Below are 23,420 nucleotides of genomic sequence, written 5' to 3'. Positions count from 1 at the left end.
CTCTCTACCCACGTCGCGTGACCCGTTGCCAGTGCGCGCGCACCCGCGCCCGATACCGGGCCGCCCGTTGTGGGTTGTTCGGCGCGTGATAGCAGCCCACGGCCGCCCACCAGTCTTGTCGTCTTTGATGGCAATCGCGCAGGATCTCTGCCGCGACCCGCAGATTGTGATAGGGGTCGAGTGCTAGCTGTGAGCTCCCGAGGCGTTGCCGGTGATACCGCCAATTGACCTGCATGAGCCCGATATCGATCGATCTCCGGCCCGCGTCGAAATGCTCCTGTAGCGCGGCCTCGGCCTCCTGCCGTGAGTCAAAAAAATGCCCCCTACCCTGGACATTCAACGTCCAGGGCCAGGGGCGAACGTTGCCTGTACTGTCAACCTGACGGGCGGATTCCGTCAGGGCTACGGCGTACAGGACTTCGGGGGGGAGATCGTAGGCGTCGGCTACCTGTTGGTAGCCGAGCGGCACCTTTGCATGGGCCGGCGCATGAAGCGCCAATGCTGGTGCAAACAGCACGAGCAGGAGAACAGATGGCCGACACAACCGGCTCACAGCGCCGACCCTGACAGCACGCTCAGGACGTCACCGCGCCGACGCAACAGGTACGGCGCCTGGCCCTTTCCCTGCGTCAGTTCTGACAAGGCACCGCCATCGTGATTGAGGGTGACCCGACGGCTTCGCACCCAACGCGGCGCGATCGACTGTCGTTCGGCCCAGTCCCTCGCGGCGGTATCGTCGTCCGGTGGGAGCCCAAGGAGATAGATGTCGACGCCGGCAAGGGTGTCGATCCGCTTCAGCAAGCGCTGGAGGAGAACATCGCAGCTGGCGCAGTCGGGTCGGGTGAAGAACAACACACGATCGTTGGGTTGCAGCGCCACGTCGCTCGCCTTCTCGTCTGGCAGTCGTGCGAGATCGATCAGTGGTTCCGCCGGGAAGAGCCGTTGCCACGCCCGATCGTAGGCACGCTGAAAGGCCAGGATCCGTTCGGCATCGTCGCGCATCAGGCGTGCCCAGCGCTCGGCGTAACGCCGGCGCTCGCCCTCGTCCCGGGCGTGGATCCCCAAGACCTCTATGGGGGACAGGGTGGCCGGGCTGATGCTGCTCCGGATGCCGTCCATGAGAGCCTGGTAGCGCCGCCATTCGATGTCCGAGAGATCCCAGGCCTCGGCACGTGTCTTCTCAACGGGCGAAAGTGGTGTCGTCACGTCGGTTGTCTGATCGAATACTGAGCGTTGGGTATCCGAGGTAACGGTCGGCCCAGCGTTGACCAACATGGCGATGCCCATGGCGACCGTGATCCCGACTAACGCCGTCTTTCTAGCGATCGGCGCAGCCATGCGCGGCCTCTTCAAGATTCACTTTGGAAATCACCGAGACCGACGCACGCGGCACCGTCAGATCCCGCTGGATGAGCCGCCCGTCAGCGAGCCTGCACGGGCCAAGCGTGGCATTGATGCTCTGCGCAACCGTGGTCTGCTCTGAATCATTCACGGGGTGTTTCTCCGTATGTACGTCTTGCGAAGTCGACGGGCTCGAACCGGCCGCCACAGCGCCGATCAGGATCAGAATGGCAAAGACGATCTCCATTTTTTACCTCGCTGCTGCTTCTGGGCGGTCGGACGGTCCGTGTCCATTGGGCTCACAGCGCTCGAAACTCACCAATCGGTGCACGGGATCCTCCACCAGGCGAAAGGCCGGACCCGCCAACGTCTCGAGGGCCGTTTTCAAAGGCATGGGGCCCAACGCCCGATGCGGTTCGGGCAGTGGAAGGTTGAGAAGCGCCTCGCGTACGGGCTCCGCAGTGCCCTGGGGGGACAGCCTGTATCCACTGGGCTGCAACAGGTGTTCGACAGCCTGGCCGATGGCGACCACCGAGGTAGGAAACTCCACATCAACAATGGCCGAGAGGAGTTGGACCTGCTCCTGTGTTGGCGACGCAGGAACGGTCGCATATCGGCCCACCTGGAGCTCCGCAGCAGATGCTACGGACGACGACACCAGTGCGAGCACCGCAAGTGCGCTACCCAGTTGTCGGTATCGCAATGGAAGTCCAGGTTGAAATCGCCGCATCGTTCAGACCCTTGGTCAGAGGGAGAACGTCCCTGACGTCCTCGATGGGCGAATGCTGTCGTGACCATCATCTGGAAGGAATGGAAAACCGCGCCAAAGGCCTGCGCGATTGTTGGGCGGTGAGGATGGCAAGATCGAGGTTCCGAAGGGAACCTCGACTACTGCTCGAAGGGATTCAGGAGCCGGACACCCGTTTTGGAGAAATCCTTGTGATTGCGCGTAACAACCGTCAGGTCGTAGATCAACGCAGTTGCAGCGATTTGCTTGTCGAGTGCGTTTTCCGGATGAGGCACACGCAGCCGACCCCAGAGCTGAGCGATATCGGTGGTGATATCCAGCACACGGTCCTCGTAAACCTGGAGCAGCTGGTCGAGCCATTTCTCCAACTGTGTAGCCTGGCGTCGATCGCCCCGGTGGCGAATCAGCTCGACGCCGCGGCGCAGCTCACCGACGGTGACCACCGAGATGAACACGCGTGCGTCGTCTTTAGCCACCTGCTTGAAGAACGCCCGAACACCGCCGTCGGCCTTGGACCGCTTACGCGATTCGCTGATGACGTTGGTGTCAATCAAATACACGGTCGCGCTCTACCGGGTCCTCCACCCGTTCGAAATCTTCATCCTCGCCGACGTTCGGCATGCTCGCGAGGGTTTCTGCGAAACTCTTGCCCTTGGGGCGCAACAACAGTTCCTCGAGCAAGACACGATGCTCGGCCTCGGCGCTCCGGCCGTGTCGGGCCGCGCGTTGTTTAAGCGCATCGACGATGCGTGGATCCAAGTTTCGGACGACAAGATTTGCCACCGTCTATCTCCGAATGTACCTAAGAATGATTGCAATGATAGCATTTTTCGGAAGACCGCAAACGATCGAGACGGGCCCCGCAGACCGCTGACACAATCGTCATCGGCCGAGGTAGGTCGCGGTGATGGCCTCTCGCTCATGCCCAAGCTCCTCGCTGATAGCGAGCCGGACCTGGCGGTCCAGCGACCGTTCGGACGCGGACAACGCGCTGCCTGATGGGCCGCCTGCCGCCGGCGACTTCCACCCGGTCAGCTCTTCGTACCGCTGCTGTGCATACGCATGCCGCAGACCATGAAGTTTCGACAGCCCGGCGTTTGCCGTGTGGCGCTCGTAGATGCGTAGCTGCTGCCGGTAGTTGCGGTGGCCCGGGATCAGTGAGCCACGTCCGGCCAGGCGGTGGGCACGGTCGAGCACGGCACGCTGCGCGGTATTACGCACCGGAATCTCGCGGGCCTTGCCGCCCTTGGTCCAGGTATCCTTGAGGACCAGCCGGTCTCCGCGGTCAGCGTAGGACGGCTTGAACTTGATCGCCTCTTCGCGCCGCAGCCCGAAGGCTTGCTGGAGTTCCAGGCTCATCCGTACGTGCGGGTCGCGTACCCTTTCCAGCGCAGTACGGTCCACCTGTTTCGCCTTGGATTCGGTGCTGACGAAACTGCGCTCGGGGATCCCGTAGTAATCATTGGATCGCGCGACCACGTGCCGGCGATCGGCCTTGTGCGCCCACCAGCGCAATGCGGCCATGCGATTCTTGAGCGTCCCGATCGACAGCCCCTCCCCCTGCCATCGTCTCAGCAGTGCCTCGACATGTTTCGGCTTCAGGGACCGGGCATTCATAGCGCGGTAGCCCAGCTCGTGGAGCTGGTCGGCCATCAGACTGAGCTGGCGTTCGCGGTTCTGCTGGGTCGCGTAGCTGCCGTCACGGTTACGTCGACAGAGTTCTTTGAGTTGGTAGTTCAGGTCGCGCACGGTGTTGCTTCGATTTGGTAAGTGTTTCTGCTCATTCGGCGGCCTTGGCCTACCGAATCCGCTTGCGCGGAAACGAGCGTGGGACACCACTCCCATTCAACCTGAAGATGTCTGGTTGCAGACAACACCGGTTCTCCCCTGTTGGGAATCGGTCCGGTGCGAACCAACGGGCCCGCTGGGGGCCGAGCTTCGAAGTTGCATCACCTCCTTCTGTGTTGCTTCACGTGGAACGATTGAACGTGCGGTTACGCATTACCTCCGTTGAGTTGAGCGAAAGGGACTTTCGCTTAGGTTGAGAGAAGCCCCGGCGAACTGCCAGCCGGCAGTTGCATCGAGTTGTCGTGGAACGGCGAGCGGTTGCTCACCGATGGAATCGATCCGGAGATCGATGCTTTGGACGATGGACCGGCGACCTTTCGGTCGGCACGCCGAATCCGGTCCGAGGCGCGCATGCCCGATTCGACGTAACGTCGAGGGTGGGCGACCCTCTGCCACTTTGCCGCAGTGGCCGCGGATGAATCGGTCGTGGGCGGCAGCTTAGGAACGCGTCATTCGCGCGTCACCGGGAAAATCGGCGCTAGCACGGCGTGGATTCGGGCTCGGCCGCCCGCGTCACTACCCCGCTGCGCTCGCTAGTGACACGGGCGCCTTCGCATCGGGACAGCCCCAGCGCCAGGCATTCGCCTGTCACAGGCGCTGCAATGAGAGCATCTGGCAGACCTGCGGAGCGGCCTCACCTGACCACAGGGGCCCACAAGCCCCGCGCGCAGCGCGGTCCCGCCCTTGGCGACGCGAGTGCGAAGGCTCGCTTTGCCGTGGCGGGCAAGGCCTGTGGACTCTGTGGACAGCTGGGTGCGAAATTTAGCGGCCACGGCACTCCAGCCAAGGGCTTCGCCCCCGGTCGCTTCACATTATTCCAGTGGAATAATTGGCAGAAGACCCCACTTCGCACGCGGGCACTACGGTACAGCGCCCTTCGGCAAGACCGGTAGCATTCCGAATCGTGGGTGGAGACAGGAGGATGCCGCTTTTACCCAAGCGGCCAGGGAGAAGATGCCGGCTTTGCCCGGCGGGTTCAGTCCTCGTTCGGGAGCAGGATCGTCATGACCGGTTCGCCATCGTCGCCAGGGCCCACCACCAGCTTTAGCTTGGTCAGCTGGGCTCCGGTGGCGTTGCCATCGCGGGGTACGCGGTAGAGCTCGAACGAGAGCTCGGAACCCGCGTTGGCGTTGGCTCGAGCGGCGTAGGCAGCCATGAACAGCACATCCCACAAGCGACCCGACTGGTCCTGAGGAGTTTGTCGCTCGCTGTCGGCGGCGTCCCAGGTCACGCAGTCCGCCCAGGCACCGGCCGTGATGGCGACTGGCCAGCGGAAGCCCACCTCGCGGGCCATGGGTCCTGCATCGATCAAGACGCCGTCGGCCAGGGCATGGGCGCGCGTGTAGACGGAAATGACTTCCCCGAAAAACGGGTGTTCACTCGGTTGATTGCTCATCGTGGTTCTCCTTGGGATTTAGACCTCGGAGACGTACCTCCTCCCTGCCGGGCGGCGCACGCCTTCCCGGCAGGTCGATGGTTGATGATCGTTGGACTCAGATGAGTCCTCTTTCTGCAAAGCTCACGCTCTCGCCGGCGGCGACGACGAAGTGGTCAAGCACCCGTACGTCGACCAGCGCCAGCGCTTCGCGCAACCGCCGGGTGATCGCCTCGTCGGCATGGCTCGGCTCGGCGACCCCTGAAGGGTGGTTGTGAAAAAAGACGACCGCGGCGGCATTGAGCTCGAGGGCCCGCTGCGCGACGACCCGAGGATGAACCGACGCACCGTCGATGGTGCCCTGAAACATCTCGGCCACCCGGATCACCCGGTGGCGGTTGTCGAGGAACAGCGCGCCGAACACCTCGTGTTTGCGATCGACGAGCTTCAGTCGTAGAAAGTCGCGTGTCTGCTCCGGACTGCTCAGTGCGCGTCCCGCACGATGGCGTTCGGCGAGCACTGACAGGGCCAGTTTGATCACGGCTTCTTTCTCCACACGGTTGAGCGAACCCAGCTTCAACGCATCAAAGCGATTCGCGACCGGGTGCGGCTCCAGGTCCTGGTTGTTCATTGGGGTCTCCTCATGATGGATGGGGAGACCGATCCCACGGGGATCGCTCCCCGATGGGTGGAAGATGACCGGGCGACGAAGTCACCCGGTCGTGTAGGAAGATCAGGCCGCCTGATCCTTGTAGAACGGTTGGCCGTCGACCTTGGCCCAGCCGACGCGCAACAGACGCGCCTTCAGGCTGACCCCGGTCTCACCGGCCCTGTCACCCGTCTTGTAGAAGAAGGGCTCCCCGTACAGATCGCTGAGCGTGAACCCCACGAGTACCTTGAGCTTGCCCTCGACGGCTGGCTTAAGCTGCTGCACAAGCTTCTGCGCCTGTTGGCCGGACACGCGGCACTCGAAATAGGTGTATTGAACGTCGTCGACGCTACCCCGCAGGGCGGCGATGGTGACACTCCAGAAGGGCGAACCCTCCTTCGGCGTCACCTCCCGGACACGGTTCAGATAACCGATACCGGTGGAGTAGAGGTCGAAATACTTCGTATCGTCGTTGGACATGGCAGTTCTCCTTCAAACGGAAAGGGATCCGGAGAACGCGCCATCCCGGTCGGGAGCACATTCCCGGCAGGGTGGGTTGAGTCGAGGTCGCAAACGACCTCCTGGGCTGGCACCCTTGCCTTGCGGCGCGGGTACGTACATCGCTCACACAGCCCGACGATGCATCGGGTGCCACTGAGACCGCAGTGACCACGTATGAAACTGTGCTCAGGCCGGCTCCTGACAGACATAGCGCAGGTACTTGAGCATCCCCCGCGCGTTGGCGAAGGCGGGATGCGGCGCGATGGTCTGATTCGGAAACCAGTCCCGGATGTCCTCGGCGAGCGCCACGGCGCCGCCGCCCACGAACAAGATCTGTTCGAGCTCGGCGCCCCGCCCCAGTTGCCGCTGCGTTTCGGCATGCAGCCGCTGGACGAGCTCTCGGCGCGCATCCCGAACCGGTTCGGCGACATCGTGCGTCTTGCTGAACAGGCGGACGCTGCGGCTACGCACGGCGTCGTCGGTCGCGCGATCGGACAGCTCCTCGAGGTCGAACGTGGCGCGGATGGCGGACGCGACCTGGCGTTTGAGGTCCAGCAGACCACAACGTAGCGACCCCGAACTGTCGTGGCGCACGGCCTGGTCGGCGACCACCACAAAATCCGTGGTCCGTCCGCCGATATCGATCACCGCGACGGGCACACCGAGACGCTCGGCCTCGAGCTGCACGCCGCCGTTCGCCTCCGAGATGATGTGGTCGTACCAGGCCGCGAGCGCCTCCGGAATGACATCGTGGAACGCGATCGCGGCCGGCAGGCGCCCGTCGACCGGCTGCACGGCCTGCTTCAGGCTCTCCCGCTTGCGCTCGATGAGCTCCAGCCGCTGGTCGCCGTGCTTCCGATAGAAACTGCTGACCGGCAGTCCGGACACCGCGTGCACGGACTGGCCGGCCAGGCCGGCTTCGTGCAGCGCATGCTGAACGATGGCGCGATTGAGACCAGAGAAGGGATAGCCATCGAAATGGGTCGGCTCGCCGTCCACCTCGCCGACGGCGAACAGCGTGTCATCGGTCTCGTACTCGAACACCCGCTGCTCGCTGCCGTTCAGCCAGGTAACGTTGGAGCGACCGATCCGTGCGCGCGACGGGATCGCTATCAGGCGCCCGTCCGGCAAGGCAATCTTGGTGAACGCATAGCCGTCGTCCAGGCCGATGCTGATGGGGTTCAGGGTCTCGCTGTCGGCCATGTTCCATTCCACTTCTTGGTCGTGAGATTCAGCCGATCACCTTGCGGAGATGGGCAAAAGGTTTCGCGTCTGGGTCTATGCTCGGCGCCGGTGTTGCCGCTGCGACAGCAGCCGGCGTCGCCTCGGCATCGGGCTGCTCTGCCGGTTGTGCCTGCCCGAGCCAGCCCGCAAAGGGCGTGGCCGGTACGGTTGTTTCACGTGGCACCACGTTTCTCCGATTGCCCTGCAGATCACTGCGTAGCCAGCGGCCCTCGGCCAGAAACCCTTGCACGAGCAGCGACCGCAGCCAGTCCTGACCACGTTTGCGTTTGAGCCCAGACAACCGCTGCAGAATCAGGCGCTCGATAACCAGGCCCGGATCCAGGGTTAGGCACGTACGTTTTGGTTCTACGAGTTCAGGTACCGACATGGCGGTGCTCAAGGAAAAGGCCGACAAGGGCGATTATTCAGCTTGTGCCAATCGCGGCCAGCGAAAACACCGCCTGCAGGGGTATGACTTAATCGGTGGTCATCCCGGCGCATCACAGGTCATCGGACAGCGGCCGTAAACGGTCCGCATAGGTCATCGGGCCCGCTCGCAAACCGGCCACGGCCGGCGCATGCGGCGCACGAAGGACACCACGCCGCACGTCTTCCGGTATCTCGCCCATCACTTCGAGGGCCTGCAGCGCCTTCGCGTTACCCTGACCGACGTCGTCGCGAGTCACGCCCATGAGTCGATACCCAACTGGGCTCTGTAGCGCACGCCGTGCCCAGCGGCCACCCTGGTGCAACGCCCTCTCCGCCTCGTCACGCCCAACCAGCCCAACGTGTCGGGCCGTCAGTACCTTGCAGGCCAGCGCGTCGAATTGGCTGATCAAGGCAGCAGCGCGAAAGGCGTAAGGATTGGTGAAGTTGAGCGCGATGCGCGCTGGCTTTACCGATACGGGCGATGCCACCTCGATCGCACCCAGGGCCTCGAACAGCTTCGCTATTGCCTGCTCCAATGTGACCAGCTCATGACCTGCTTGGACCAGGGCCTCGTCCACCTGCAGTAACCACCAGTCAGCGTAGGGATCATCGGCACGGGCTCCGTGCCAGAGTGTTCGAACGCGGTTCGCGAACCCGAGCAGCCCGATGATCGCGGGCTTCTCGGCACTGAGACCGCGGCCCTTCACCAGCCGTTGCGCCTGCCGGGTCTGCAAGGTGAGGGTCGCGCGACCACGCAACACCCCGGGGCGGTCGTCCGGTCGTCCAACACCCTCTTCCGGGGACTGGGCAGCTGACGGGTTGCCAGAATTCTGGGTCATGGGCGGGAAGTGCTCGTCGTCGAGTGGTTGTCGATACGGGCACCATCAACGCACGAAGCGAGTGTGTGGTGAACACGAAACTGCCACACGGCCTGTCGCCGTTACAGTCCGGATTATTCCACTGGAATAATTTCGCAGGAGCGACCCTGGTGACGCCTCAGCGGGAACCACCTCCTGGTGATGTCGGCAGCTTCAGCCGCTTACGGATCTCGGCCAACGCGTTCTCGCCATGCGCCCGCGAAGCGGGGACTTTGCGCTCGTGATCGCGGGTAGCAGCCTCTTCGCGTAGGCGCTCGGCCTCACCTTGGCGGCGATCGCGTTCAGTCTGCACCTTCAGCCCCAGGTTCTCGACGAAGCCCCCTTCATTGACCTGTCGGCACAGGTGATGCAGGTAGCGCAGCTCGTCGTACACCGGCTTAGCGCCCTGCTGCTCGGCTTGGAGCCGACCGGCAAGTTCGTCCAGCACGGGCTGTCGATGTTCCGCAGGTATCGTCGCCAGATAGCGTGCAGTGAGTGCCCGCTGGTTTTCCTTGAGCCGCGCTGGCAAGACTAGACCCTCGAGCATCCCGTCCTCGCGCGCGGAATCTTCGTTGATTGTCTGTGTTGTTGTAGTTGTTTTTTTATATTTACTACTACTACGTCTTACCGGCTTCGATTTTTGATGGTCTACCCTTGCCGCCTTCGAATTTTGGTCCTGGCCGAAACGACCCTTCGCCCGACCCGCGTTCGACAGGCTCGCGAGTACGCCGGCATTGAAGCTGAAGTAGCGCCGGTCGCCGCCGGATTGGATGGCATGCACCGCTTCCAATCGACGCTCGATCCGATTCACCGGGGCCAAGATGTCCGTGCCGTCACGGATATCCTTGTCCAACGACTCCGAGACAGCAGCGACTACACGACGCACGCGCGCATGATGATGGGTTGCGGCCTCTTGAAGAAACGCCATGTAGCCTGAATCCAGGTGCAAGGCGTCTGCCAGCGGCAGCGGCTCGTCATGCAGCGCATAGACGTTGCCGGCAAAGCGGCCATTGGGATCGCGATTGCGCGCGCACAGTGACAACCAGCGCGTGGCACGCAGGATCGCAATGGCACGCGCGACGGTCGAGCTCGAAGAGACGTTCGCGAATCGCGCGATGTCGGTGTAACTGGGAAAAGCGGCCTTGTGGCCGGTACCGCGTGCGCTCTGGTAGATGATCATCCAAACCAGCTTGTCGACCGGCTCAAGGACGGGATCCTGTATCAAGAGAGCCGGAAAGGCGTGGTGTACGTTGCCGAGAAAGAGCAAGGCATCGCCAGCTGAATGGCGCCCACCGCCACGTCCGCGTTTGATCGTTTCTCGGATCAGCGCATCAAGCGCATGGGTCTCCGGTCGGATGTCTGCATCATCGTGCGTCATACCCTGATGCGGTCACCGCACTCACCTACCGGCCGACCGAGGTTGACCACTGCTGATTGCTTGTACTGGCTTGGAAGATCGCGCAGGCCGTTCGCCGGGCACATAGACATCGCCGTACTCGCGGATGCGCTGCGTGAGATTCCAGATCGCGCGCAGAGAGGCCCCAGTTTCGCGATGTACCGCCAGATAGGCACTCGGGTCGAGGGGGTCGGCATCGTCGGGGCCCAGGCGTTCAGAAAGTGCATGCCAGAGCCGATGGGCTGTCTCGTCATCCGGCTCCGGTGGGCGACCCACTCCGGGCTCCACGGCCAGCATGCGGCGCAACCTTGTGTACTCACGAGAACCAACACCGAACAGACTGCGCATCATTTCGAGCGGGGCATCGGCCTGGACCAGGTCACGCTGGAGCTCTTCGCTCTCGCGTTCACGCCGCAGGTGCGCAAGCATCGGCCAGTACACGTCGCGGTTGAGTTGGATATCCAGGCAGTGTGCCTGCAGACTCCCGGCACGGTAGAGATCGGCCAGGTTGAGCTCACGCAGCGCGGCGACCTCCTCCGGACCGAAGTTCATACTACGCAGGGCGTGCTGGTCGTTCTCCGACAGGCAGCGGATTGCGTACAGCATCACGGCCATCACCAGTTCGGACTCCTTGGTCCCGGCGGGTGCGCTCATTGCCAAAGTCCCTCCCCTGAGTTCTTTGCCGCTTGGTGCAAGGCACGATAGGTCTCCATCAAGTCCACCAGGTCTTTCCAGTTGCGGGCATCAAGGCGCTGCCACAGTCGGAAACCCATGTGGCCGGGGTCAAGGGTCCAGACGCTCGAGAACAGCAAACCGGCGTCCTGCTCGTCGAGCGCCCGTCGCAGCACGGAATCCTGGTCGAGTGCGGGCAGCAGCTGCTCGACCGGCGCCACAGTCATTTCGGACGCGGCCGCAAGATGCCACCACACCATGGAAACCTGGGCCAACGCATCCTCATCGAGTTGATCCAGCAGGGCCGGATCCGGGACATCGCTCAACACGAAACCCAGCCCATTGCCCGACAGCGGTTGAATAAGCTCGCCCAGAGCATTGCGCTGGGCCAGTCGCGTTGCCAGGGTCCAAGCCCGGCCGCGAAGTGATTTGAGGTCCATCTTGTCAAGCGCCGATTCGCGGTCACCGCGTCTGGGCCGATGCCGCGAATCCCCTTTACTTCCGTCTCCTTCCTCCGCGACCTCCCGCTTCACGCCATTCGCTGAGTCACTGCCTGTTGCCACCACAGCCGACATCTGGTCACCCGCTGTCTCTTGATCGGGGGCGGATGCATCGGTGCCTTCTGGCGCACTCATAGCCGACGTTACCTTCGAGCCTGGGGGTGCGGTTGCGGTCACCGATGCCCTGGCGTCGGCCGTTTGGCCAGCTGGCGGGAATGGATCCTCGCCAACAGGGCCGGTCGGCTGCCCCGAACTTACGAGCAAATTGTTTTCGAGCGCGATGCTGACGGCGTGGATGCTCAGATCCGCCCGTTCGGCGATCTCCGCCTCCAGCGCACGACGCAGGTTGCCGATGTCCCACTCCGTGTCGTCATAGCGGCGACAGAGCGCGGCAAAGGTCTGTTCGAAGTCGTCTTCCGTATCGAGCGAATACTGGCACCAGACAGTCTGCGCAGCCCGTTCGATCTGCCGGATGCGTTCGACTTGTGGACGTCCCATGCCCGCTTTCAGTGCAATTGGCAGCAGCGGATACAATCGCTCGACCGCATAGGCCATCTGTGAGATCCGTCCCTGCCCCAGCCCATAGCCACGCTCGCGAAGCATGGCCGCAAGCTGCATCTGGGTGACCCCTGAGCCGCCATGTTCTTCTTCCAGCAGGCGCCGTGCCTCACGTACTGCTAGTGCCTTGTCGAGAAAGGTCAGATCACTGCGCAGATCGTTTTCCCGCAGATGGGCGAGAAGAACGTCCATCTCACGCGTCCACGGCCGGTACAGGCAGCTCACCCGAGCAAAGCGCTTGTCGCCCGTTTCCGCGAAGAGTTCCTGGAGAATTCTCAGACGCGTGTTGCCGCCGGCCTGCAACATGTAGATCGCCTCACCGGGCCGACGAGTGACGACCAGCGGCTGATCCAGACCCTCAGCACGTACCGACGCCTTGATGCGCTGGTATTCCGGGTTGTCCCCTTGGCGTGGGTTATGGTCGTACAGTTGAATCGCAGAGACGTCCAGTTCGAGCAACTGGTCAGCGGCCAAAACCTCCGATGGCGTCGGTTTCGTCGGGCCGGAAACGGGGTTTTGATCACGGTTCATGGCTCGTCTCCCAACTCATCGACTTTCGCAAAGATTTCCGGGTAACGAACCAGGCTTTCCCTCGATACGGCACCCAACCGGCCGTCCGAACGCAGCGCCACTTCGTGTGTGGACTTCTCGATGCGAGTTGCCAGTAACGCACTGGCGTAGCGATGTTTTCCGGCGAGCTGATAAAGGTAAGACACGGAGCTCGCACAACCTTCGGCCACTTCGGCGCGCTCACGTTTCGAGGAAAGTTGAAGGAATCGTCGCAGGTCCATGCTGCTAAACTTTAGCAGCAGGAAAAACGGCCGACAGACGATTTTTGCTTGAAAATGTTTATCAATCTGCTAAATTCTAATGGACTTAGCCGCTTAGTGATTGACATGAAACGGCAACGTGAAGACATCCGCCTAAATAATCTCGAAATTCTGATCGCCGAGGCCGGTTCGGCAACGAAGCTCGCTCAACGCGCCGGCACCAGTGAGTCCTACATCAGCCAAGTACGGCGCAAGATGCGCACCGCCAAGGGCACGCCGCGTGGAATCGGCGACGAGCTGTCAGCAAGGCTCGAAACGGCCATGGCCAAACCACAGGGATGGATGGACGAACCGCATGAATTGAAAGCTCGAGTGTCCTACGCTCCAGGAACTGTTCGTGTCGCGAACTGGGTAACGATGTCTGGGAACGCCGCGCTCTCGATTCGAGGACCCGCACACGACGAACTGAGCATTGGCCAGGATGCTGAAGACATCCGCGCCAGTGCTCAACCGGTCGATGAGTCCGAGCACTCGAGAGGCGGATCACAGCTCACCGATAGGCAGGAGTTGCCTGTGGATCCAGCTGAATCCATCTGGGGTAAGCGTCTCACATCAGAACGCGTACCGGCAGAAACAAACATTGGCGCGGATGTCGTCACCTTGTGCCCGATCATTGATTGGTCACAGGTGCCAAATGATCAGGAAGGCGGCCTCAATCAACAGGGCCAGCGTTACGAAGGACTTCTTCCCTGCCCTGTACCGTGCAGTCAGCGGACCTATGTGCTGCGCGTCAAGGGCGCCAGCATGGAGCCGAAGTTTGGCAACGGCGATCTTGTCTTCGTCGACCCCGAGATCATCCCCGAGAGCGGCAAGTTTGTGATTGTGCACTCAGAGGGTTCCGATGAAGCCGATCTCAAACAGCTTATCGTCGAAGGCGGGCGTCAGTACTTGAAAGCCCTCAATCCGGATTGGCCGGACCGCATCAACGAGCTCAAGTCGAACGCGATGATTTGTGGCGTCGTGGTGTTCAAAGGCGAGATGGTATAACAAGCGCTGCCGCACCGACAGGGAAATCGCCCCGTCGGTCCCTAAGCGCACGCGCGCCTTTGTGGTCACACGATTCGTGTGCCACGAGTAACGCCCTCACCATAACGGCATTGTGCAGGATACTGTTGACGCGAAGCCCATACCCTGTTGGCCGCCCCCGTCTCGGCCAACTTCTCCTAGATTCGCGAACCTACGCAGAAACCGAGATTGAATTGGCTCACGTCAATTCTGCAAAGACAGCTTGATTGACGTCGAGAGACGCTGCCGGATCTGTGTGCCACCGCAACCAGGTGCACAAACGCCCAAGACCCGTAGTGCCTACTTTGGGCGCCAGAACTTGCGTATTCACAAGGATGCAGCACCAACACTTCTGAAGCTCAGCGGGATCCGGTCGACTAAGGCGCCCAGTGGGGTGAAGGCGGCGTTGCGGCGCGCTGCGAACTAAGCTTGTCCGCGGCCTCCTTTTGGGCATTCCACTGCGTCTGAACCGCTTTGTCATCTACCCAGCTTCCCATCGTGACGGTCAAAGCTTCGCCGACAGCTTGGCCCGCCAGTGCATAGTTCGGCGTGTGCCCGCCCAGTGCCGCCAAACCGGCCCGGATTTGGTCAGCGATGTAATCCAACGGGACATAGACCGTATGGTCGTCGATGTAGTCGTGCAGCGATTTCAGTGTCGCGTCGGCCTGCGCCCAGTCTGCACGCTCGTAGTTCTCCGGGTTCTTCCAATCGGCCGTCTCTTGATCGCTAAAACCCACTGCCTTTTCGGCGTTGTCGAGGTACCCCAGCGTCTTGGCAGAAGTCTGCGGCGCGTAAGGCATCGCCTGCGCAATCCGATCTATATCTGCGCGCAATGTGCGAAAGTATCCAGCCGTCAACAGCGGATCGTGATCGTGGATCGCCAGCCGCGCCTCCTTGATCGTGTGCATAAGGGAACGATACGGCACGGAACCGGTTGTCTCGGAGATAATGCTCAAAGCCATCCGCAATCGACTCACGGCCCAAGGGAGCATTTTCGCGGCGAGTGCGAGCTGAGCCTGTTGCAGTTGGTCAGTCACCAACCGGCCGGCTTGATAGACGCTACCGGCCAGCATTGGGTTGCGCCAGTCCGGCGGCATTGCGTACGCGCTGCCGTAAGCCTGCGCAACCGTGCTACCGGTAACCCACATTGCCGCGAGCGATGCAGCGAACAAGGATTTCTTCAGATCGTGCGTCGTATGATGCATTGCGTGTTTCTCCTTTACGCTGTTTGTACAGCGACAATGGTCGTCTAGGCACCAGAACCGTCGAGACAGTCATCGATACGGAGGCAATTTGCGGGCCAGCAGTCGAATGCACGTGTGCTCGGAGCCCGCCCGTAATCTCGCCGACCCCAGGTCGCAATCAACCAAACCCCTTGGGTCTGGAGAACCATACGGCGTCCTAGCCAGAGACGAATCGTCCAGGCTTACAACCTGCTCCCCGATTACGCCCCCTGTGGATAGAGCGGCGGCAACGGTGTGTTGGGCATTCTTCTGGCGCCGGCATTCTGAACCTCGCCAACAACCGGCGAAAATTGCTGCCACGCATCCGCACCGTCCCAGGGCCGAGCGTCCACGGCGTACAAGACACGATCGATCGCCGCCAGGGCTTCGTGCGTTTCGGCGGGCAGGCGCCGTGCAATATCTTCCAGACGCTGAGGCGGATCCTGTGGCCAGACCGCAGCCGCCCAAATGAGCAGCGCTTCACGCGCGGCCTTTGGGTCGTTATTGCGGCAGGCGCTTTCAAGCTGTCGAGTTGCTTTACCGAAATCCGGCCTTGTCGCAACCGGCGCAGTACTGTCAGCTGCCTTTACGCCGCTGCCACCCGATCGGGAACGCCACCACAGACCCGTGCTGACCAGCCACGCCAATGCAAACGTTGCAGCGAGCCATGGCCAAAACCCGGCGTCGACTACCGACTGAAAACCGGTCCGCGCCGCAAGCACACCGGAGTCGGCGAGGTCCTCCACGCCCGATTTCCTCGACGAAGACGCAGCCTCCGGAACCGTAGCACTGCCGTCATCTTGTCCCGGCACAGACGTCAACGGCGCGGCACCCGGAGCGGCCGGCAACACCTGTATTTCGCGCGCAGGGATGCGCGCCACCTGTGCTTCATTGGTCAGCGTATTCCACCAGGCAAGCTCGAACTGCGGCAGTGTCACGCGTCCCGTTTGCGACGGGACTAAGGCCGTCTTGATTACCTTCTGTGCGACCAGGGTTTCGCCATCAGCGCGCGTCTCGGTCTGAGCTTTGTCCGGATAGACACTGAATCCGGACACTGTGTCTTTCGCGAGGTCGGGCAGCTGCGCTGCGGTCAATCCCTGCGCGGTGATTACGAGGGTGCGGGTCACCGGTTCACCAACGCGAAACGTCGGCGGATTCGGTGACCAGGACTCATTCAGTGTCAGCGACTCAGCGGGCAGCCACGGAGTGGGCGAACCGACGGGGCGTGCCTGTACATCGAGTGTCACGAGGCGTCCACGAAGCTGTACCGGACGCGTCTGCTCAAAAATCCCACCCATATCGGCCAGCGGGCCGCTGCCGAAAATCCGATCAAAGTCGGCGATTGGGTCACGTCCGCCGAACATCCGGTCACGCAGACTGCTGCCGCGTCTACCGGGCTCAGGAATCTGCGCAGTCAAAAGCGGCGGTCCGATCTCGAGTGGACCGCTGTGCTGCGGAAAGATTGCATAGCGTCGTTCGATCGCCTTGTAGCTCTGCCCGTCCCGGTAGGTATCGAAATGCTTGTCCTCGCCGAGACGTTCCACGATCGCGTCCGCGGCAATCGGGTCGGTCAAACTGGCCTGACGCAACGGCACGCTCGCGAGCAGTCGTACTGTATAAACCACTTTGCCTTGTACGTACGGCGTGTCGGGTTCAGCATTGGTCTCTAGTATCACTGGCCGTGGCGCGCCACTCTTGGCCGCCTGTGCGGCCGGCAACACCTCGAGGCCCAAAGGTTCGCTCGTCGCGCTGCCGAGGTGCAACACCGGAACCTTCAGTTGTCCGGTGCGCTTCGGCGCGAGGGTCAGCTGCCATTCGCGCGAGCTGCTGGTCCGGCCATTGATAACTTGCAAACGAGTGCTTTGACTCTGCTGAACTACATCGAAAGCTTGCGCCAACGGCGACAGATCGGGGCTGCCGGTACCCTCACCGGGTGCGCTCAACGTGAGCGTGACTGTGTCACCTTCGGCGATGCGAGTCCGGTCGAGCCGTGCATCCAGCCCTGCGCCGATGGCAGCGGAGCTGAACAGCGTCAGCAACAGCCCCAAAGTAAAGACTCGTGAACGCTGAAACAAGGACATCACTAACCTCCTTCTGGTAACTGCCCATTGCGGCGAAGGTGTTGAAGCAGAAAACGTTGCCGCAACAGACCGGCCGGGTCGTCTTCTACTCGACGCAACAGCTGCTCCATGGCCTGCTGATCCTCAAGGTCCTGCCCGGCCACTTTCGCCGTGGCGGTAGCGCCGGGTATGGCCGATTCTCCACCGACAAGGTCGGCGAGCCCGGGTTCGTCCGCAGGTTGTGCATGCGCACTCCCGCTCCGCGGCATGGATGAGCTTGAATTCGATTCCGATGTATTGGCGAATGCATCGCCCGGCGAGGCGGGCGGCGGGACATTCGTCGACTCATCGCCACGGGTTGTAGCCGCGGCCTGGTGCTGCTCAGAATCACCTTCGCCTGGTTGTTCAGCCTGCCGGGCAGTGGACTGCGCGGATTCATCCGGTGTAGGAGAGCCTTGCCGGACCTGCGCCGCACCATGCTGCTGATCATCACTGTCAGCGGAGTCCAGCGGTTGCGATGCCGCCGACGCATTCTGCTGTGACTTTTGATCCGACGACGCTTGCTGACTGTGTGCGTCCTGCTGGTCCTTCTGGCCCTGCTGGTCTTGTTGATCCCGCTCACCTTGCTGTCCTTGTTGTCCTTGTTGTCCTTGTTGTCCTTGTTGTCCTTGTTGTCCTTGTTGTCCTTGTTGTCCTTGTTGTCCTTGTTGTCCTTGTTGTCCTTGTTGTCCTTGTTGTCCTTGTTGTCCTTGTTGTCCTTGTTGTCCTTGTTGTCCTTGTTGTCCTTGTTGTCCTTGTTCGCCTTGTTGTCCTTGTTCGCCTTGTTGTCCTTGTTCGCCTTGTTGTCCTTGTTCGCCTTGTCCGTCCTGCTGCTGAGACTGGCGCTGGTCCAACAAGGCCTGCACAAGCTCACGATTGTGACGAGCATCGGCGTCTTCAGGATCACGTTGCAGCGCTTGGTCATAAGCGCTTATGGCGTCCTCGAGTCGACCCAGGCGTGCCAGTGTATTGCCCCGGTTGTACCCGGCGTCGGCACCACTGCCGGATTCGAGCGACTGCAGGGCCTGGTCGTAGTTCCCGGCCTCGTACTGCGCGGCGGCGCGCCACTCGGGCTGTTCGAACAGTGCCGCAGCTTCTGCCGCCTCCCCGGCCTCAAGCTTCTGCAGGGCTTGTTGATCAGCTCGTGACCAGAGATCACCCCAGCTCAGCGCATAGGCGTCTGGCGGCGGCAGCAGGACGATAAGGAGAAGCAAAGGGCTGATCCAACCACGGCGAAAAGCGAGCGCGGCAAGCGGCAGCAGTGCGAGTAACAGCCATGGCCCCTCCTCACGCCATTGGTCGGCTTCGATGCCAGCCTGTTTCGCGCCCGTCGACGCCGACGTCCGCGGGTTCGGTAACAGCGCCTCAATATCCCTGTCGCCTGCCCCGGCGGTCACGTATCGACCACCGCCGGCTGTGGCAAGGGATTGCAAGGCATCGCGGTCGAGCTTGGGCAGCCGGATGGCTCCTTCGACATCCTTTGCGAATCCGCCATCCGCCAATGCGACCGGCGCACCTTTGGCGGTTCCTACGCCAAGTACCGACACTCGGTATCCGCCCGCGGCCAATCGGCGCGCGGCCTCGTTGGCTGCGGCCGGGTGATCCAGTCCGTCAGTGACCAGGATCACCTCGCCGTCGGGGGCATCGGCTTGCGACAAAAGATCCCCCGCCTCATCCAATGCGAGATCTGTACGACGGGAGCCCTGTACCGGCAGAAGACTGGTCTCGAGGCTCGGCACCTGGGCGGCGATCGTGTCGGTGTCAGCGGTCAACGGCGACACCACGTACGGTTCCGCACCGTAGGCAATCAACGCGGTTTGCCCGTCCTTCGTCTTTCGCAGGAGATCCAGTACCTCGAAGCGGGCGTGGACGAGACGCGAAGGCGACAGGTCGGTTGCGTTCATTGAAGGTGACAAGTCGAGTGCCACGACCCGAAACTGTTGCGCCTGATAGACGGGCTGCGGGAGGCGTTCCATCGTCGGACCGGCCAGCGCCAGGACCAGCAAGAGCCAAGCGATACTTAGCAAAGCGACGGGCAGACGTCGCACCTCACCACTGCCGTCGACCAACAACCGCGGCAACAAGTGTGGATCGACCAGCTTGCTCCAGGCTTGTGCATCGCCACATGTCCGCAGCAGACGCCAAGCCAGCATGGCAAGCGGAATCAACAACCACAGCCACAGTGGACGCAGAAAATGAAATTCAACGGGAGCCATCACGAATCACTCCAACCGACCGATAGGACCGTACGTCGCGTGGCAGTGCACCCACCGCCAATACGATACTGAGCAACAGAGCCACACCTGCCGGCCACATGAACAAGGCACGCATTGGGCGGAAGCTGCGACTGTCCCGAACGCTGGGTTCCAGTCGATCGAGTTCTGCGTAGACCCGCTCAAGTTGTGCTGCATCGGTGGCCTGGAAATAGCGACCGCCAGTGGTTTTCGCGATCGCCTGCAGCGTTGCCGGGTCGAGATCCGATCCTTGTTGCAACAGCATACCGAACGGTGAGCGCACGCCGACCGGACCACCGCCGATACCAATCGTGTAGATCCGCACGCTTGCCTGGGCGGCGAGTCGGGCGGCATCCAGCGGGGCGACACTGCCGGCGGTGTTCGCACCGTCGGTGAGCAGGATGAGGACGCGATTATCCTCCGGCTGCTGTCGGAGTCGCTTGACCGCAAGTGCGATCGCATCGCCAATGGCGGTCTCGCGACCCGCAAGGCCGATCACCGCCTCCTGCAACATGTTGCGCACGGTGTCGCGATCATATGTCAGCGGGGTCTGTAGATAGGCGCGGCTGCCGAACAGTATCAAACCGAGTCGGTCGCCGGCGCGCCGTTCGATAAAGCGCCCCGCAACAGCCTTGACCACATCGAGCCGGTCGGCCTTGCGGCCATTGAGACGGTAGTCCTGCTGCGCCATTGAGCCGGACACGTCCACCGCCAGCACCAGGTCACGGCCCGCCACCGGCAGTTGCACCGGCTCACCCAACCACTGTGGTCGCGCCGCCGCCAGTACCAAAAGAACCCAAGCCAACCAGGCAAGGACCCGCTGCCAACGCGCGATGCGGCTCGTCTTTCCTGAACCGGTACCGGCGACATCACCATAGAAGGGCAATCGCAGGGCGCGGTCGTGCTGAGACTGCGCTGGTGGCAACCAGCGGCGTACCAGCAGGGGAAGTGGCAGAACCAACAGGAGCCAGGGCCAGGCCAGCGTCATCATCTGCAGACCTCCTGGTTGTGGCGAATCCACTCCTGGACCAGCACCAGCAAATCTTCGGTGGAGACATCGACTGAAGGCCGATACGGGGCCTCGAGCAATTGTCGCCCGGGACCCGCCAGGAATCGCCCACCGCCACCGTGACGATCGAGGAACTTCAGCCAATCGTCGCCGGTCAGCGACGCGACCTCGCGGCGCGCGAAGGCCACCAGCGCGAAACGCCGCAGCAGCTTGGAGAGTCCACGAACGAAGGCCCGTGCATCACCGTGCTCTTTGAGGTTCGCGTGCAGTTGGCCCAGTTCACGTTCGGCCTGGCGCGCTGCGGCATGGCAGCGGCGCCGGCGTGCGATCCACCAGGCCGACGAGACCGCCGCCACCAGCAGCAACAAAGCCAATACCCACCAACCAGGAGCCGGCGGCCACCAGGACGGGGCATCAGGCAGGTGGTAAGCACGCAATCCGGCCAGCGGATCCGCGCCGGTCATTGCGCCGCCGGGCGTCACCGCACACCTCCCCGGAGTTTTCGACGCGGTTGCAGTCCCCGGCGCAACGACTCACCTACCGGCCAGTCGGTGCGTAGGTCGATCAGATGTGACTGATGGCGAAGGCTCAGGTTCTCAAGCAAGGTGGCGCGGTCAGCAAAGCGCCGATGCCAACGCGTCTGCAGCGCACCGTCCGCGGTGTTCAACACACCGCGCCGGGCACCGTCGATCACGGGATAGAGACCGGCCGGTGGCGCCTCCGCCTCCAATGGATCGAATACGTGCACCAGCACGACCTCATTGCCACAGCTCAGCCGGGCCAGCCACGCGCCGTCATCGAGCTGCAGTCCCGCAAAGTCGCTGAGTAAGAAGACCAGGCTGCCGGGGCGCACCATGTGCGCCAAGTGCTGCCCAGCAGCGCCGATGGATCCATAACCCCCCTCATCTCCCTGAATTGGGTCTTCGGAAAGCACCTTGAGCAGCGGTAGCAAGCCAACCGTGCGCGCCATTGGGCGGCGCTCGAAATGACGGGTCTCGTCAAACACCAGGCCGCCGACCCGATCGCCTTTGTCGGCCGCCGCCCAAGCCAGCAATGCCGCGGCCTGCGCGGCGATCACCGATTTGAACGCGACGCGCGTACCAAAGCGCATACTGGCGCCAATGTCGACCAACAGCCATACCGGCCGCTCCCGCTCCTCGCGGAATTGCTTGACATGCGGTTGACCGGATCGCGCAGTGACCCGCCAGTCCATGTTGCGTGGGTCGTCACCCGGTTGATAGACGCGGGATTCGTCGAACTCGACGCCGCGCCCGCGAAAGCGTGAGAGGTGGCCACCATTACGAGTGGCCAGGACTTGACCGCGCGGCGCGATGTCCAGTTGTCGCGCCTCTTCGCGTAAGGCGATCAAGGCCTGCAGTTCAATGCGGGTGCCATCGGTGGCGGAGGCTTGCGGCTGAGAATCCGGCATCATGCTGTCCACGTGAAGTCGTCGCTGCCCTCAAGGGACCGCTACCAACGCCAGCAACTCCTCGACGAATCCTTGCGCGCTGCGCCCCTCGGCTTCGGCTTGGTATGACAGCAGCACCCTGTGACGCAGCACATCCGGCGCTACGGCCTGAATATCTTCCGGTGACACATAGTCGTGACCTTTCAGCCAGGCCCGGGCGCGGGCACAGCGATCCAGCGCAAGCGTCGCTCGGGGGCTGGCACCAAAGCGCAGCCAGTCACTCAACGCGCCGCCATAAGCTGACGGGTTGCGACTGGTCATCACGAGCTGCACGAGGTAGTCCTCGACGTCTGGCGACATGAACAGCTCGAGAATCTCCCCGCGTGCGGCGAACACACTGTCTTGTGACAGGGTTTCCACGCTTGCGCTGTCGTCGAATGTCATCGCTTCGCGACGGTTCAACTTCAGAATGGCTTTTTCGACGTCGGCATTCGGGTAGCCCACCCGGACATGCATCAGGAATCGGTCGAGCTGCGCCTCGGGCAACGGATAGGTCCCCTCCTGCTCGATCGGGTTCTGTGTTGCCATGACCAGGAAAAGCGCCGGCAACGGGTAGGTCTCGCGGCCTACCGTGACCTGGCGTTCGCCCATCGCCTCGAGCAATGCCGACTGAACCTTGGCCGGGGCACGGTTGACCTCGTCCGCCAGTAGCAGATTGTGAAAGATGGGGCCTTTGTCGAACCGAAAGCTGCCGTCCTGGGGACGATAGATCTCGGTACCCGTCAGGTCTGCCGGGAGCAAGTCTGGGGTAAACTGGATGCGGTGAAAGTCGCCTTCCAAGCCGGACGCGAGTGCCTTCACCGCTTTCGTCTTTGCCAACCCGGGTGCGCCTTCAACCAACAAGTGGCCATCCGCCAGTAGTGCGATCAACAGTCGCTCAACCAACTCGGCCTGACCGAGAATCTGTTGCTCGACATGCTCCCGTAGCGCATCGAACTGAGTGCGCACCGTATTTTCGTGCGTGCGTTCACCCGGTGCTGCGGAAGACTGCACGCTACTGGTCGACATGCTCATGGATATACCTCCTGCGTTCACTGTCGTCTTGACAGGCGCGTTGCAGGTATCGTTCCAATGATCTGCATCCAGGACGAATCTCCATGATCGTGGAATCGATACGTGTTGAATGCGCGACACAACCCGCTCGTAGCGTGGGCCGTGCCAGCACGGCCGGCACGGTGGCCGCCGGCCTCTGGTTCCCACCAACCAGGTTTATGGACGAGATCAACCAAGTCATCGTGGCGACGCATTGCATGTCCTCGTCGTTCCACGTACGGACGTCGGTGGCACGGGAGATGCTGAGTTATCTGTATCGAACCTATTGCGCGAACGCGAGCAGGGAGACCTACGTCATGCTACGCCGAACCCCACCACGCATCCTGCGGGTGACGCCGGACCTCGTCAGTACCCAATGCGGCGCGCGCGAAGCGTCAGCATGGCGACTCAGGTGCCATTCA

General features: G+C 62.2%; 25 protein-coding genes. 1 reads left to right on the top strand and 24 read right to left on the bottom strand.

Going from position 1 to position 23,420, the window contains the following annotated elements:
• Positions 1–4 precede the first annotated feature (4 nt).
• The 17 genes from H6955_13270 to H6955_13190 form a co-directional block, all read right to left on the bottom strand.
• Positions 5–469, bottom strand: a complete 465-nt coding sequence (locus H6955_13270; GenBank protein ID MCP5314526.1) for a lytic transglycosylase domain-containing protein — start codon at positions 467–469, stop codon at positions 5–7.
• Between the two features lie 80 nt (positions 470–549).
• A complete protein-coding gene (locus H6955_13265) occupies positions 550–1,338 on the bottom strand; it encodes a TIGR03759 family integrating conjugative element protein (GenBank protein ID MCP5314525.1) in 789 nt (262 codons plus the stop codon).
• Positions 1,319–1,588, bottom strand: a complete 270-nt coding sequence (locus H6955_13260; protein ID MCP5314524.1) for a hypothetical protein — start codon at positions 1,586–1,588, stop codon at positions 1,319–1,321. The genes H6955_13265 and H6955_13260 overlap by 20 nt, the downstream gene beginning before the upstream one ends.
• A 3-nt stretch (positions 1,589–1,591) precedes the next feature.
• Positions 1,592–1,963 (bottom strand): pili assembly chaperone, encoded by a 372-nt coding sequence (locus tag H6955_13255; protein MCP5314523.1) that lies wholly within the window; start codon positions 1,961–1,963, stop codon positions 1,592–1,594.
• Positions 1,964–2,229: 266 nt separating this feature from the next.
• The gene (locus tag H6955_13250) at positions 2,230–2,649 is read right to left on the bottom strand and encodes a type II toxin-antitoxin system VapC family toxin (protein MCP5314522.1); all 420 of its coding nucleotides are present in this window, start codon (positions 2,647–2,649) and stop codon (positions 2,230–2,232) included.
• Positions 2,636–2,872, bottom strand: coding sequence for a DNA-binding protein (locus tag H6955_13245; GenBank protein MCP5314521.1), 237 nt, complete (start codon positions 2,870–2,872; stop codon positions 2,636–2,638). The genes H6955_13250 and H6955_13245 overlap by 14 nt, the downstream gene beginning before the upstream one ends.
• Positions 2,873–2,971: 99 nt before the next feature.
• Positions 2,972–3,838: an integrase domain-containing protein gene (locus H6955_13240; protein MCP5314520.1), complete on the bottom strand. Its 867-nt coding sequence runs from the start codon at positions 3,836–3,838 to the stop codon at positions 2,972–2,974.
• Between the two features lie 1,075 nt (positions 3,839–4,913).
• Complete coding sequence (locus H6955_13235) at positions 4,914–5,333, bottom strand: hypothetical protein (GenBank protein MCP5314519.1); 420 nt, start codon at positions 5,331–5,333, stop codon at positions 4,914–4,916.
• Between the two features lie 97 nt (positions 5,334–5,430).
• A complete protein-coding gene (gene radC, locus H6955_13230; protein MCP5314518.1) occupies positions 5,431–5,943 on the bottom strand; it encodes a DNA repair protein RadC in 513 nt (170 codons plus the stop codon).
• Between the two features lie 102 nt (positions 5,944–6,045).
• Positions 6,046–6,441, bottom strand: a complete 396-nt coding sequence (locus tag H6955_13225) for a DUF3577 domain-containing protein (GenBank protein ID MCP5314517.1) — start codon at positions 6,439–6,441, stop codon at positions 6,046–6,048.
• 207 nt (positions 6,442–6,648) lie between these two features.
• A complete protein-coding gene (locus H6955_13220; GenBank protein MCP5314516.1) occupies positions 6,649–7,665 on the bottom strand; it encodes a ParM/StbA family protein in 1,017 nt (338 codons plus the stop codon).
• A gap of 28 nt (positions 7,666–7,693) precedes the next feature.
• A complete protein-coding gene (locus H6955_13215) occupies positions 7,694–8,086 on the bottom strand; it encodes a hypothetical protein (GenBank protein ID MCP5314515.1) in 393 nt (130 codons plus the stop codon).
• Positions 8,087–8,186: 100 nt separating this feature from the next.
• A complete protein-coding gene (locus H6955_13210; GenBank protein MCP5314514.1) occupies positions 8,187–8,954 on the bottom strand; it encodes a TIGR03761 family integrating conjugative element protein in 768 nt (255 codons plus the stop codon).
• A gap of 157 nt (positions 8,955–9,111) precedes the next feature.
• Positions 9,112–10,350 (bottom strand): helix-turn-helix domain-containing protein, encoded by a 1,239-nt coding sequence (locus H6955_13205; GenBank protein MCP5314513.1) that lies wholly within the window; start codon positions 10,348–10,350, stop codon positions 9,112–9,114.
• A 21-nt stretch (positions 10,351–10,371) separates the two neighbouring features.
• Positions 10,372–11,022 carry a DUF2857 domain-containing protein gene (locus H6955_13200; protein ID MCP5314512.1) on the bottom strand — a complete coding sequence of 217 codons (651 nt, stop codon included), beginning with the start codon at positions 11,020–11,022 and terminating at the stop codon, positions 10,372–10,374.
• The gene (locus H6955_13195) at positions 11,019–12,629 is read right to left on the bottom strand and encodes a ParB N-terminal domain-containing protein (protein ID MCP5314511.1); all 1,611 of its coding nucleotides are present in this window, start codon (positions 12,627–12,629) and stop codon (positions 11,019–11,021) included. The genes H6955_13200 and H6955_13195 overlap by 4 nt, the downstream gene beginning before the upstream one ends.
• A complete protein-coding gene (locus tag H6955_13190; GenBank protein ID MCP5314510.1) occupies positions 12,626–12,889 on the bottom strand; it encodes a hypothetical protein in 264 nt (87 codons plus the stop codon). Before H6955_13190 ends, H6955_13195 begins: the two co-directional genes overlap by 4 nt.
• 48 nt (positions 12,890–12,937) lie before the next feature.
• Here H6955_13190 and H6955_13185 point away from each other — a divergent pair, with 48 nt between their 5' ends.
• Positions 12,938–13,915 (top strand): LexA family transcriptional regulator, encoded by a 978-nt coding sequence (locus tag H6955_13185; GenBank protein MCP5314509.1) that lies wholly within the window; start codon positions 12,938–12,940, stop codon positions 13,913–13,915.
• A 395-nt stretch (positions 13,916–14,310) separates the two neighbouring features.
• Here H6955_13185 and H6955_13180 read toward each other — a convergent pair whose 3' ends face one another.
• From H6955_13180 to H6955_13150, 7 genes are all read right to left on the bottom strand, one after another.
• Complete coding sequence (locus tag H6955_13180) at positions 14,311–15,138, bottom strand: hypothetical protein (protein MCP5314508.1); 828 nt, start codon at positions 15,136–15,138, stop codon at positions 14,311–14,313.
• Between the two features lie 239 nt (positions 15,139–15,377).
• Positions 15,378–17,237: a protein BatD gene (locus H6955_13175; GenBank protein ID MCP5314507.1), complete on the bottom strand. Its 1,860-nt coding sequence runs from the start codon at positions 17,235–17,237 to the stop codon at positions 15,378–15,380.
• A gap of 2 nt (positions 17,238–17,239) precedes the next feature.
• Positions 17,240–19,471 carry a VWA domain-containing protein gene (locus H6955_13170; protein MCP5314506.1) on the bottom strand — a complete coding sequence of 744 codons (2,232 nt, stop codon included), beginning with the start codon at positions 19,469–19,471 and terminating at the stop codon, positions 17,240–17,242.
• On the bottom strand, positions 19,458–20,480 hold the full coding sequence (locus H6955_13165) for a VWA domain-containing protein (protein ID MCP5314505.1): 1,023 nt from the start codon (positions 20,478–20,480) through the stop codon (positions 19,458–19,460). The genes H6955_13170 and H6955_13165 overlap by 14 nt, the downstream gene beginning before the upstream one ends.
• Entirely contained in the window at positions 20,477–20,962 is a 486-nt protein-coding gene (locus H6955_13160) for a DUF4381 domain-containing protein (GenBank protein MCP5314504.1), read from the bottom strand. The genes H6955_13165 and H6955_13160 overlap by 4 nt, the downstream gene beginning before the upstream one ends.
• A 14-nt stretch (positions 20,963–20,976) precedes the next feature.
• Positions 20,977–21,930, bottom strand: coding sequence for a DUF58 domain-containing protein (locus H6955_13155; protein ID MCP5314503.1), 954 nt, complete (start codon positions 21,928–21,930; stop codon positions 20,977–20,979).
• Between the two features lie 27 nt (positions 21,931–21,957).
• Entirely contained in the window at positions 21,958–22,980 is a 1,023-nt protein-coding gene (locus H6955_13150; protein MCP5314502.1) for a MoxR family ATPase, read from the bottom strand.
• Between the last annotated feature and the right edge of the window lie 440 nt (positions 22,981–23,420).

It is taken from the genome of Chromatiaceae bacterium, from assembly GCA_024235395.1.
Lineage (GTDB): Bacteria > Pseudomonadota > Gammaproteobacteria > Chromatiales > Chromatiaceae > Thiosocius.
Note: the sequence above shows the minus strand (reverse complement) of the source record. Positions and strands in the feature narration are given on the sequence as shown.